Raw genomic sequence first — 12487 nt, forward strand, 5'->3', positions numbered from 1 at the left:
GCCAGCGCCACCTTCGCCTTGAACGCCGGGCTGTGGTTCCGGCGGGGTCTTCTGCTCATCTCATCTCCTGTCAGGCGGCCATCTTGGTCGCCGTCAGGCAGAAAATCCACTTATCACGATGTCCAGATTTCTTAGGCCACCTCTGTTCCGCAGTCGCAATGGCCACGAGTAGTGAGGTATTGATGCTCTTCCTCGCGAAGCACCTTGCGAATGGACGGATTATCTAAAGGCTTAGCCGCGCGTCCGTGCCGATCCATGACATCTCTAACTGCATCAGCATTGCCGGTGGGGGCGATCAGCGTAACGAAGTGACACATGCGTGCAGCTTAGGCCTATGCTGTGAATGTCTGCAACTGGGGCGGAAGCTGCTGTTGCCAGCATGGGCACCAAGTGTCAGATTTTCAACACTAACCTGCCCGAGCTTAACTCAACTTACTCGGTAGATAATATACTCGCGCCGTTCCGAAAGCCATTTGCGCCGAGTTGAAAGAAGCGAGCTGCGCGCCTATCTGCGGCAAGCCGATGGAGCACGCGCTGCCAGTTTGCCATTGCAAAAGCATCGGGCTTGCGACTACGCACACCCCCCATGCGGTGCGTTAAGAGGATGCTGAACCGAATGTTGCCGCTGCGCTGTCACATTGCCCGATGATCGCCAGTCCCGCGGCCGCCGATGCCCAGCCTTTGCGCGTCCTTACCTTCCTGCACAGTTTCGCGCCCGGCGGGGTGGAGCGGGTCGCGCTGCGGCTGCACGGCGCATGGCGCGCGAGCAACGTCGATTCCCGCCTGGTAATGGGCCGGGAAAGCGGGGCGATGCGCGCCGAGTGGCCGGGACTTGAGGCCGAAATTCTTGGGCCCGCGCCATTCTCCCCGGCGCGCTGGCAAACGCTGTGGATGATTTTGCGACTTCCCGGCGTGATCCGCCGCATCCGCCCCGATGTGCTGTTTTGCGCGGGCAATACCTACACCGTGGTCGCGGTAATGATGAAGCTGCTGCTCAGGGATCGCTGTCCGCCGGTGGTGGCCAAGATGAGCAACGATCTCGTGCGGCTCGATATGTCTGCCCCGATGCGCGCGGCCTACCGGGTCTGGCTGCGCGTTCAGGGCCGCATGCTCGATCGGCTGGTGGGCATGGCCCCGCCGATGCGCGAGGAAATCGCAGCGCTGATGCGCGCCGCGCCCGAACGGATCGCGATCATCGATGATCCCTCGCTCGATGAGGCCGACGTCGTCCGGCTGGAGCAGGCCCGCCGCGCAGCGCAAAGCCTGCCGCGCGGCGCAGGTCGCCGCTTTGTCGCGATTGGGCGGCTCACCCGGCAAAAGAACTTCGCGCTCATGATCGATGCCTTCGCGCTGATCGCCCGCCCGCAAGATCACCTCGTGATCGTGGGCGAAGGGGCCGAGCGCGCGGCGCTCGAAGCCCAGATCGCGCGGCTTGGCCTCGGCGCGCAAGTGCGCCTGCCCGGACACCTCCATCCCGTTGACAGCGAGCTTTGCGCGGGCGACGCGCTTGTGCTGTCGTCGGATTATGAAGGCGTGCCGGCGGTTGTCGCCGAGGCGCTGGCCGCCGGGCTGCCGGTCGTGGCCACTGATTGCAGCGTCAGCATGGCAGACATACTCGGCGCGGGCCGGTTCGGCCTGCTGGTGCCGACGGGAGACACCGCCGCGCTCGCCGCCGCGATGGAGCGCATCGCGGCGCTGCCGTTTGACGTGGTGGCCGCGCAGGATCAGGCGCGCCGGTTCACCTTGCAGCTAGCTTCGCGGCGCTACATCGCCCTGATGGAGAGCGCCGCACGTGAGTAATTCAGAAACCGAACCGGCCTCCCCCCCTCCCACCGCCTCTGGCCAGGCCTCCTCCAGTCAGACATCGCTGGCGATGATCCTGCACGGTCTGAGCGGCTGGGTCGGCCCGGCGATCTCGCTCTCGATCCTCGCCGCCGTGTTCTATCAGCTGCGCAAGCTCGATTGGGCGCATGTCTGGGAAATCGTGCCCACTTCGCCGGTGATCTGGCTGGTGTTCGTGGCCAGCTATTTTACCGGCCCAGTGGCGGACTGGATCATCTTTCGCAAGCTATGGGGCATCCCCTTCTCCGGCCTGATCCCGCTGATCAAGAAGCTGATCGGCAACGAATTGCTGCTCGGCTATATCGGCGAGGTCTATTTCTACGATTGGGCGCGCCGCCGAGTGAAGATGGAGGGATCGCCGTTCGGCGCGGTCAAGGATGTGGCGATCCTTTCCGCTTTAGCGGGCAACCTGCTCACCTTTATCATGCTGGCCATCGCCTGGCCGCTGATCGCCGAGCTGGGCTTCAGTAAGAACGGCCATCTGCTCACCGGATCGATCGCCATCGTTCTGTTTACTTCGGCGCTGATCATGCTGTTTCGCAAGGGGCTGATCGGACTGCCCCGCGCCGATCTCATCTATGTGTTCACCGTCCACACCTTGCGCATTCTGGTCGGCACCGGGCTCAATGCGCTGGTCTGGCATCTGATCCTGCCGCAAGTCAGCATCGGTTCATGGCTTTTGCTATCAACTATCCGCTTGCTGTTGTCGCGCCTGCCGCTGCTGCCCAACAAAGACCTTGCCTTTGCGGCGATCACCACGTTCTTTATTGGTCAGGAAATTCAGACCGGATACATGATTACGATGATATCGCTGATGATCGTTGCCATGCATATCATGTTGTTCATTAGCCTCACACTTCTTGACCTTGTGCAGAGGGAGAAAAACGCGTGAAGTCTGCTGCTGTTGCTCCTGCGCTGATAGTTGTGCTCGCGCCGGTGCTCGTCGCGGCGCAGCCGCTGCGCTCCACCCCCGATCTGGGCAAGGCCGAGGCGCAGTGCCGCCCGGGCGAAAGCGGCCCGGCCTTCATGGTCGAAGTAGCCGGCATCAAGGACCGTCAGGGCAAGCTCAAGCTTGAGGTCTACCCCGCCAACGACGCCGATTTTCTCGCCGATGACAATATCCTGATCAATGCGGGCAAGACCTTCCGCCGCATCGAGCTGCCTGTGCCCGCCGATCCCGCGCCAAAGCTGTGCGTCCGCCTGCCGGGTCCGGGCACGTATGCCGTCACCGTGCTGCACGATCGCAACGCCGACCGGAAGTTCAATTTCACGCTCGACGGCATCGGCTTTTCCGCCAATCCCAAGCTCGGCCTGTCGAAGCCCAAGAGCCGCGCCGTCGCGGTTACCGCGGGCGGCGCGCTCACCCCGCTGCGCGTGGTGATGAACTACCGCACCGGCCTCCTCTCGTTCGGTCCGCTGAAACCCGCACGTTAAGTCGGCGGCTTCGCCACCTTATCAACCGCCATCGCGGCGCAGAGTTCCCGCGCCCTGCCTCATCCAGCGGCGCGTGGAGCACGTTCTGCCGCAAGAACCCCGGCCAAGGCTTTGTATCCGCACGATGTTCTGCATAACTAGTGGTTAACGTGGAAAAGCGCGGGGTTCGCAACGATGCAATTTGGACGGCGCCAGTTTCTTGGCGCCATAGCCGCCTCTGCGGCCAGCGTGATCTGCGAGCGCGGGGCCGCGCAGGCGCTTCCCCTGCAAACGGCAAGCCCGTGGGGCTTCATGCCCGCGTGCAATGGCCCGGCCGCGGCGATCGAGGCTGCGCCAGGCGCGCCTGCGCTTCTGCCCCGCGCGCTCGCCGCGCTTGAGGCGCATGGCAACAGTCTGGCGGTGCGCGATACCATCGGCATCGTCGATTTCTCCGCCCCCTCGCGCGATCCGCGGTTTTACCTCGTCGATGTTGCCAGCCGCGCGGTGACCGACACGTTCCTCGTCGCGCACGGCAAAGGCTCGGACCCGGCCAATCGCGGCTGGGTTGAGCGTCTGTCCAACCGCCACGGCTCCGAAGCTTCGTGCAGCGGCAGCTTCCTCACCGGCGCGCTCTATTCGGGCGAGCATGGCCCCTCGCGCCGCCTGATCGGGCTCGATCCTGAAAACGATCAGGCCATCCCGCGCGGCATCGTGATCCATGCCGCGCGCTATGTCAGCCAGGATATGGTGGCGCAGCATGGGCGCGTCGGCCGCAGCCAGGGCTGCTTCGCCGTCGCACCCGCCGTGATCACCACCGTCCTCGCCCGCCTCGGCCCCGGCCGCCTGCTCTTCGCCGCGCGGTAGAGCTTCGAACCACTCCTGTCTTGCCCCTCCCCGTCGGGACAGGAGCAAGCCCCCCTCAGCCAACCCCTTCGGTCACGAGCACGCGGTAGTTCGCGCCGGCCAGCCGGTGGACCTTGGCCTCCTGATAAGCCGGGCTGTGATACCATGCCTTCGCTGCATCCATGTCGGGGAACTGCAAAATCACCAGCCCCTGCGATTCCGCCCCTTCCCACGCCTCATGCGCGCCATAAAACGCCAGCGGCGTCAGCGGATGCCCTGCGGTCGAAGGCCCCGCCTTGGCGCTATACAGATCCATCTCCGCCTGATCGGTCACGCCTTCGCGAATAAACACCACATACGCCGCCATAAGTCTGTCCTCTCTCCCACGCCCCGCTCGTTCGCGGCCGTCACGCTCGTTCTACCGATCCAGAGATCGCGTGCAAGGCAGCAGCATCAACATCGCCCTCTCCATCGAGTGCGAAGGCCAAAGCTTGAAACGCGGACGGACGACAACCGGAACTTCTGGCCGCTTCGGCGCATTATCCCGGCAAACTGCAAAGGGAGAAGCGAATGCGTTCGGGACTGTTATGGATAATCGGCGTACCGATCCCGCTGATCTTGCTGCTCGCGTACTGCAGCGGCAATTTTTGAGGTTTCTCAGGCTAAAGCGCTGCTGCGCGGAGGCGCGGCCTACTCCTCGCCCATCCGCAGCGCGGCAATAAAGGCCTCCTGCGGGATCGACACGTTGCCGTATTCGCGCATGCGCTTCTTGCCTTCTTTCTGCTTGTCGAGCAGCTTCTTCTTGCGGCTGATGTCGCCGCCATAGCATTTGGCGGTCACGTCCTTGCGCATCGCACTGATCGTTTCGCGCGCGATCACTTTGGCGCCGATCGCGGCCTGAATCGGGATCTTGAACATGTGGCGCGGAATCAGGTCTTTGAGCCGCTCGACAAGGCCGCGCCCGCGCGGATCGGCCTGGCTGCGGTGCACGACCATGCTCAGCGCATCGACCGGCTCGTTGTTGACGAGGATGTTCATCATCACCAGATCGCCTTCGCGCAGGCCGATCTGCTCATAGTCGAAGCTGGCATAGCCGCGGCTGATCGATTTCAGCCGGTCGTAGAAATCGAACACCACTTCGTTGAGCGGCAGTTCGTACGTCACTTGCGCGCGCCCGCCGACATACGTGAGCCCGATCTGGATGCCGCGCCGGTCTTGGCAGAGCTTGAGGATCGAGCCGAGGTATTCGTCCGGCGTGTAGATCACCGCCTTAATCCACGGCTCTTCCATGTCGCGGATTTTCACGGGGTCGGGCATGTCCGAAGGGTTATGCAGCTCGCGCACCGTGCCGTCGGTCATGGTCAGGCGGTATACCACCGAGGGCGCGGTGGTGATGAGATCGAGGTCGTATTCGCGGGTCAGCCGCTCCTGAATGATTTCAAGGTGCAGCAGGCCGAGGAAACCGCAGCGAAAGCCGAAGCCGAGCGCCGCGCTGCTCTCCATCTCGAACGAGAACGAGGCGTCGTTCAGCCGCAATTTGCCGATGCTTTCGCGCAGCTTTTCAAACTCGGCGGCATCGACCGGAAAGAGGCCGCAAAACACCACCGGCTGCACTTCCTTGAAGCCGGGCAGCGCCTGGAGCGCGCCGTTCTTCACCGTGGTGATCGTGTCGCCGACGCGCGCCTGCGCCACTTCCTTGATCTGCGCGGTGATGAAGCCGATCTCGCCCGGGCCCAGCTCATCCAGCACTTCGATCTTGGGCCGCATGCAGCCCACCCGGTCGATCAGATGCTCGGTGCCCCCGGCCATGAATTTGACCGAGAGGCCCTTTTTGATCACCCCGTCGATCACCCGCACGAGGATCACCACGCCGAGGTAGGGGTCGTACCAGCTGTCCACCAGCATGGCTTTCAATGGCGCGGCGCGGTCGCCGCCCGGCGGGGGAATGCGCTCGACGATGGCGTCGAGCACTTCCTCGATGCCGATGCCGGCCTTGGCGCTGGTCAGCACCGCGCGGCTGGCGTCCAGCCCGATCACTTCCTCGATCTCGGCGCGGACTTTCTCGGGCTCGGCGGCGGGCAGGTCGATCTTGTTGATCACCGGCACGATCTCGTGATCATGCTCGATCGACTGGTACACGTTGGCCAGCGTCTGCGCCTCGACGCCCTGCGCCGCATCGACCACCAGCAGCGCGCCTTCGCATGCGGCGAGGCTGCGGCTGACCTCATAGGCGAAGTCGACATGTCCCGGCGTGTCCATCAGATTGAGCTGGTAGGTCTTGCCGTCCTTGGCGGGGTATTCCAGCCGCACCGTCTGCGCCTTGATCGTGATCCCGCGCTCGCGCTCGATATCCATGTTGTCGAGCACCTGCTCGCTCATCTCGCGCGCCGAAAGGCCACCGGTATACTGGATCAATCGGTCGGCGAGCGTCGATTTGCCATGGTCGATATGCGCGATAATCGAAAAATTGCGGATCAGCGAAAGGTCAGTCATCGCGCGCCATTAGCAGCACCGGGGCGCGGTGTCATTATGGACGAACGAGCACTGGGGGATTGGGGGCCAGATTGGCTTCAGCCCACAAACGCGCGCTCGATCACATATTCGCCGGGCTTGGAGTTCGAGCCTTCGGCAAAGCCGATGCCGTCGAGCATCGCGGCGGTTTCCTTGAGCATGCCCATCGAGCCGCACATCATGATGCGGTCGTGCTCGGGATCGAACTTCTTGGGCTCGCCCAGCTTGCCCTGAAACAGCGTGCCATCGCGCATCAGCGCATCGACCCGCCCGGTGGTGTGAAACGGCTCGCGCGTCACGGTGGGGATATAGGTCAGCTGCGCTGCGGCCTCTTCGCTCACCAGCGGATCGTCCGCCAGCAGCGATTCCAGCATGTCGCGGTAGGCCAGATCGCTCACCGTGCGCACCGAGTGGACCACCGCGATCTGTTCAAAGCGGCTGTAGGTTTCAGGATCGCGGATGATCGACATCCACGGCGCAAGGCCAGTCCCGGTGCCGAGCAGGAACAGCCGACGTCCGGGGATCAGCGCATCGGCGACCAGGGTGCCGGTGGGCTTGCGCCCCAGATAGATCTGATCGCCGACCACGATCTTCTGCAGCCGCGAGGTCAGCGGACCATCAGCGACCTTGATCGAGAGGAACTCCAGCGTCTCGTCATACGAAGGGCTCGCCATCGAATAGGCGCGCAACAATGGTTTGCCGCCTTCGCCCGCCAGACCGATCATCACAAACTCGCCCGAACGGAAGCGGAAAGACGCAGGCCGTGTCACGGTGAAGCTGAACAGATGCTGGTTCCAGTGCGTCACCGACAGCACCGTTTCGACCGAAAGGCTGCCCGTGGGCTCGAGCGGCGGGGCGGAAAGCGTGGTTTCGGTCAAGGCGGAGCGTCCAGACATAACAAGGTTCGGATAGGCTGATTGAAGCCGCGCTTCTTTGCTTTCAAGTGTCCGCACTGTCAATTGGTGCACAGGAAAGGCTTTTTGTGCCGGTTGAAAGCTGGATTGCGGGACAGGCGCAATGGGCATACGTTCTCTGGCGTATGACGGTGCTGCGGCATTTGCGACATGGGGAAGGTTGCTAGGGATTGCGGGGTCGATATGGACGGGATTCGCGTAGGTAATCGGGTGATCGGCACGCAGGGACGCGTCACCGTGGGCTGGGAAAACATTCCCAAAGTCGAAGGCGGCCCGTTCAAGCGGCTGTTCTTTACCTATTTTCAGCCCGCCGTGCTCTTCGCAATGATCCTGTTCTGGTATTATGCGCCCAATTCGATCGTCAAGGCGACCACTGCGATCTACATCGGCATCGGTTTCAAGGCGCTGCTGCTCGCGCTTGAATGGGTCAACCCGCGCTTCGACAGCTGGCGGCTGACTTGGAAAGAGCTCGCAACCGATCTTTTCTATGTCGGGCTGGGCTATACCATCCTCAATACCGTCGATAACTACATCGGCGACGGGGTGATGATCGAGGCGATCCAGCACGCGTTCACTCTCGAAAAGCTCACCTGGTTCACCGGGCTGCCGCTGCTCCTGCAGGCTTTCCTGATCGCGTTTATCTTCGATTTCGGGCAATACTGGATGCATCGCGGCATGCACAATTGGTATCCGCTATGGCTGCCGCATTCGGTGCACCACTACATTACCCAGCTTAATATCAACAAGGGCGCGGTCGGCAATCCGGTCGAACTGTTCCTGATCGGGCTTGGGGTCGGCGGTTTCTTCGATTTCCTGCCGCGCGCATTTCTGCTGGCGGGCGCAATCGGCATGTCGATCGGCATTTATCAGCACATCAACGTCCGCTTCAATTCGCCCAAGTGGTGGCGCTTCCTGTTCAACACCACCGAGCATCATAGCCTGCACCACTCGCAGGATTATGAAGCCACCCGCAGCAACTATGCCGGATCGTTCATCTTCATCGACCGCATGTTCGGCACCTGCATCGATGGCGAAGCCGAATTGCTCGGCCTCGAACATGGCCGCCGCATGTCGATCAGCGAGCAGATGACCTATCCCTTCACCGAGGGCTGGAAATCGCTCAAAGAGCGCTTCGGCCAGCAACCAGCGGCCGTTCCTGCTGAATAACTTGCAGACTGCTGAGCAGGCCGCGCCGCGCGTTGCGTTGCATCGCATTGCGCCCGGCCGACGCGTTTAAGGAAATCGTGTGAACCTGCGTTTCATCGACTGGATCTGGTGCATTCGGGGCAACCTTGCGCTTGCCCCGGGCCAATCGAGCGATGAGGCGTTCGAGCGGCTCCGCTCGCTGTTTCAAAAACAGGGCACCACCCACCAGACGACCGGCGAGACGCTCACCTTCCGCAAGAAGGATCAGGCCGCGCAAGATGCCATGTCGATCTTCGAAGGCGGCATCCTGCACATCGAGAATCAGGCGGGCGGCGCAGTGCTGCGCTATATCCTGACCAGCCGCGCGCTGCTGTTCTGCTTTCTCGCGCCGCTGCTCTTTCTGGGCTTTGCGCAGCTGAACATCACGCTGGGCAAGCTCGACAAGCAGGCCACCGAGGCGGCGAAAAAGGCGGGCAAGGACACGGACGCAAAAAAGAAGGCCGACGCGGAAAAGAAGGAAATCAAGCTCAATCCGATCGACAAGATGCTGGGCGCGCCTGAGCCGGAAAAGCCAAAGAAGGACGGCAAGGACAAGAAGGAGGAGAAGAAGGAGGACAAGAAGTTCTCGCCGACCAGCGGCTATGTTTTCGCCGGCATCATCGCCGCGCTTTGGCTCATCGGACGTATTCTGGAAGACTGGTTGATCCGGCGGCTGTTCCGGAAAACGCTGCTCGGCGAGGGTTGAGGCAGTTGCCTCATCCGAGGTAGCGGGATGCAATTTAACAACATACATCGTCACCCTGAACTTGTTTCAGGGTCCATTGTGCCGCATAAACGGTGATCTCGATCATCGACAATTATCGCCGCGAGCAGCCCATGATGGCAAAGCTCCGCGCAGAACGAGACATGGACCCTGAAACAAGTTCAGGGTGACGGGTAATGGACGGGTTGGTCTCTAAGCCCTAACCGCCCGGCCCTGCTCACATCCCATCCAGCCCCTTGCTCACCAGCACATTGACCGAAACCCGCCGGTTCTGCGCCTTGCCTGCGGCGGTGTCGTTGCTCGCCAGCGGATCGGCCTCGGCCATGCCCGTCGGGGTGAGCATGCGGTAGGGCTTCCAGTGGCAGGCTTGCTGGAGATAGTTGATCACCGCGCCCGCGCGCCTCTCGCTCAAGGCCTGATTGTATTCCTGGCTGCCGACCGAATCCGTATATCCGACCACCAGCATCAGCGCGTTGTCCATGGCCTCGGCCTGCGCGGCGGCGGCGCACAGATCGGCCTTGGCCCGCGCCGAAAGCACGGCCTTGCCGGTGTCGAAATAGGCGTTGGTCGTGCTCTTGATGTTATACTTGTCGATATCGCCCATGCGCCCGCGCAGCGCCTCGGTCGCGGCGCTCTGCTCGTCGAAACGCTGCGCCGTGCCGCCTTGGATCATCCGCGCGGTCTTGAGGTCGTTGCCGCGAAAGGTGATCTTGCTCGCCGCCAGAACCGCGCCTGTCTGCACCGTCTTGACCGTCACCGGCAGCCCGTTGAGCAGCGCGTCCGCGCCAAGCCTGCCCCGCCCGAGACCAAAAGGACCGCTGCTGGCCTTGATCTGGGTGGCATCGGTAATCGCGACGATCGTGTTCGCGCCGTCCGCCGAAGTCACCTGAATCCGCTCGCCCCGCCGCGCGGTGATCACGCCTTTGATGTCCGGCCCCTGGGGCAGCTCGGCCATATCTGCGGGCAGCACACCATTGACCACGATATTGGGATCGCTGGCCGGCGGCAGCTGCTCCTGCGCGGATAGGCTGGCAGACGCCGAAAAGGCGGCCAGCGCCAGCACCACGGCCCTCGACTGCTTGAAATTGACCCGCATCACCTACCTCCTCTTGAACCGCCCCCGGCTACCCTTTCGTGCTCAGGCCAACCTTTCTGGTACATTAACATGCCCGCCGGAACTTTGTTAGAGCGGGCCATTCGTGCGGACCGCGCGGCAGGCCGAAGCCGCGCGGTGCGGTTGACGCAGCGGCGGGCTTACCAATACACTCAAGGTGAGGCCATTTCTGAGCGGCCAACCTCAAGGGGAAAATCCATGCGCTGTCTGAAACTTGCTGCGGCGCTCATGGCCTGCGCCGCAAACCCCGCGCTGGCCGCAGAACTCGCCTCGCGCCTGCTCAAACCCGCCGCCGTGTTCGACGGCGTCGACGGCAAAGTCCATCCCGGCTGGCAAGTGCTCGTCACCGGCGAGCGGATCGTCGCGGTCGGCCCCGATCTGGCCGCGCCCTCAGGCACGAAAACACTCGATCTTCCCGGTGCCACCTTGATGCCCGGCATGATCGAGGGGCATGGCCACTTGTTCCTCCACCCTTACAACGAGACCGACTGGAACGATCAGGTGCTGCACGAGCCGCTCGCGCTGCGCACTGCGCGCGCGGTCGCCAGCGCGCGCGCCACTCTGCTCGCCGGGTTCACCAGCGAGCGCGATCTGGGCACCGAGGGCGCGGGCTATGCCGATGCCGGGCTGAAAGCCGCAATCGATCAGGGCATTGTGCCGGGCCCGCGCCTGCTCGTGGTCACCCGCGCCATTGTCGCGCTGGGCGCGTATGGTCCGAAGGGGTTCGAACCGGGCGTCACCATTCCGCAGGGCGCGGAAGAGGTCTCAGGCCCCGATCAGATGGTCGCCGCCGTGCGCCGCCAGATCGCCGCCGGAGCAGACTGGATCAAGCTCTACGCCGATTATCGCTGGCGCAGCGGCGAAGACAGCCGCCCGACGCTCAGCCTCGATGAGATCAAGGCCGCCGTCGCCGCTGCGCATGATGCCGGCCGCCCGGTCGCGGTCCACGCCGCCACTGCCGAGGGGATGCGCCGCGCGATTGCCGCCGGGGTCGATACCATCGAACACGGCGACGGCGGCACGCCCGAAATTTTCGCCAGCATGGCGGCCAAAGGGATCGCGCTGTGCCCCACGCTCGCCGCCTCCGATGCCACCGCGCGCTATAGCGGCTGGAACGGCAGCGAGCCTGCGCCAGCAGGCGTTGCCGAGAGCCGCGTCAGCTTCCGCATGGCGCTCAAAGCCGCCGTGCCGATGTGCATGGGCGGCGATGTCGGCGTCTATGCCCATGGAGACAACGCGCGCGAGATCGAGCTCATGGCCGCCGCCGGCATGAAACCCGCCGACGTGCTGATCGCCGCCACCGGAGGCAACGCGCGCATCCTGCACATCGCGGATCGGCTGGGCGCGGTGAAGCCCGGCCTGCTGGCCGATCTGATCGCGGTCGAAGGCGATCCCACCGCCGATATTGCCGCCGTCCGCCGCATCAAGCTGGTGATGAAAGCCGGGGCCGTGGTGAACTGAACCCTCGCGCCTGTCAGAATTCAGAGTGGGCAGGCTGCAGGTCTGGCGCTTGATTGCGCGGCGGATCAGCGGGCGAACCGCGCCGTAAATTCCCGCTGCAAACCCATCAGGAGGATGCCATGCGTGTCGCACTGCCCGAGGCCCATCAAGTGGAGCCGCTCCGCTATCTGTCCGATCACTATGCGGGCGATATGGTCCGCGCCGGGTTCGCCTTTTCCAATGTCACTTATGCCATGTCGAAGCTGCCGATGCGCGTGTTCGAAGGCGCGCGCTACCGCACCGCGCTGATCAACGGCTGCCAGCTTTGCCGCAGCTTCCGCGTCGAGCGCGAACTGGCCGGAGCGACCGGGCCTTCGGTCATCAACAACGGCCCCGCCCCCGACGAAGCATTTTACGAGGCGGTTCACGACTACAAGAACTCGCCCATATTCAGCGTGCGCGAAAAGCTGGGCATTGAATATGCCGAAGGGATCGGGCTTG

11 protein-coding genes and 1 pseudogene are annotated in these 12487 nt (G+C 63.2%); 8 read left to right on the top strand and 4 right to left on the bottom strand.

Features of this window, described 5'->3' with window-relative positions:
- The first annotated feature begins 645 nt into the window (after positions 1–645).
- From Q0O40_RS12900 to Q0O40_RS12915, 4 genes are all read left to right on the top strand, one after another.
- Positions 646–1800: a glycosyltransferase gene (locus Q0O40_RS12900; RefSeq protein WP_295530504.1), complete on the top strand. Its 1155-nt coding sequence runs from the start codon at positions 646–648 to the stop codon at positions 1798–1800.
- Positions 1793–2734: a hypothetical protein gene (locus Q0O40_RS12905; protein WP_295530506.1), complete on the top strand. Its 942-nt coding sequence runs from the start codon at positions 1793–1795 to the stop codon at positions 2732–2734. The genes Q0O40_RS12900 and Q0O40_RS12905 overlap by 8 nt, the downstream gene beginning before the upstream one ends.
- A complete protein-coding gene (locus Q0O40_RS12910; protein WP_295530509.1) occupies positions 2731–3276 on the top strand; it encodes a DUF2141 domain-containing protein in 546 nt (181 codons plus the stop codon). Before Q0O40_RS12905 ends, Q0O40_RS12910 begins: the two co-directional genes overlap by 4 nt.
- 174 nt (positions 3277–3450) lie before the next feature.
- Positions 3451–4119 carry a murein L,D-transpeptidase catalytic domain family protein gene (locus Q0O40_RS12915; RefSeq protein WP_295530512.1) on the top strand — a complete coding sequence of 223 codons (669 nt, stop codon included), beginning with the start codon at positions 3451–3453 and terminating at the stop codon, positions 4117–4119.
- A gap of 55 nt (positions 4120–4174) precedes the next feature.
- Here the strand turns inward: Q0O40_RS12915 and Q0O40_RS12920 are convergent, their stop codons facing one another.
- From Q0O40_RS12920 to Q0O40_RS12930, 3 genes are all read right to left on the bottom strand, one after another.
- The gene (locus tag Q0O40_RS12920; protein ID WP_295530514.1) at positions 4175–4465 is read right to left on the bottom strand and encodes a DUF1330 domain-containing protein; all 291 of its coding nucleotides are present in this window, start codon (positions 4463–4465) and stop codon (positions 4175–4177) included.
- A 323-nt stretch (positions 4466–4788) separates the two neighbouring features.
- A complete protein-coding gene (gene lepA / locus Q0O40_RS12925) occupies positions 4789–6591 on the bottom strand; it encodes a translation elongation factor 4 (protein ID WP_295530517.1) in 1803 nt (600 codons plus the stop codon).
- A gap of 77 nt (positions 6592–6668) precedes the next feature.
- Positions 6669–7487, bottom strand: coding sequence for a ferredoxin--NADP reductase (locus Q0O40_RS12930; RefSeq protein WP_295530520.1), 819 nt, complete (start codon positions 7485–7487; stop codon positions 6669–6671).
- A 219-nt stretch (positions 7488–7706) separates the two neighbouring features.
- On the opposite strand from Q0O40_RS12930, the gene Q0O40_RS12935 reads away from it, so the two are divergent.
- On the top strand, positions 7707–8690 hold the full coding sequence (locus Q0O40_RS12935) for a sterol desaturase family protein (protein ID WP_295530523.1): 984 nt from the start codon (positions 7707–7709) through the stop codon (positions 8688–8690).
- A gap of 79 nt (positions 8691–8769) precedes the next feature.
- Positions 8770–9414, top strand: a complete 645-nt coding sequence (locus Q0O40_RS12940; protein WP_295530525.1) for a hypothetical protein — start codon at positions 8770–8772, stop codon at positions 9412–9414.
- 235 nt (positions 9415–9649) lie between these two features.
- On the opposite strand, the gene Q0O40_RS12945 is transcribed toward Q0O40_RS12940, so the two are convergent.
- Complete coding sequence (locus Q0O40_RS12945) at positions 9650–10528, bottom strand: OmpA family protein (RefSeq protein WP_295530527.1); 879 nt, start codon at positions 10526–10528, stop codon at positions 9650–9652.
- A 246-nt stretch (positions 10529–10774) separates the two neighbouring features.
- On the opposite strand from Q0O40_RS12945, the gene Q0O40_RS12950 reads away from it, so the two are divergent.
- A complete protein-coding gene (locus Q0O40_RS12950) occupies positions 10775–12007 on the top strand; it encodes an amidohydrolase family protein (RefSeq protein ID WP_295530530.1) in 1233 nt (410 codons plus the stop codon).
- A gap of 119 nt (positions 12008–12126) precedes the next feature.
- Positions 12127–12487, top strand: a pseudogene (locus Q0O40_RS12955) (carboxymuconolactone decarboxylase family protein); the annotation flags it as partial.

Source organism: Novosphingobium sp. Chol11 (assembly GCF_945870625.1).
GTDB lineage: Bacteria > Pseudomonadota > Alphaproteobacteria > Sphingomonadales > Sphingomonadaceae > Novosphingobium.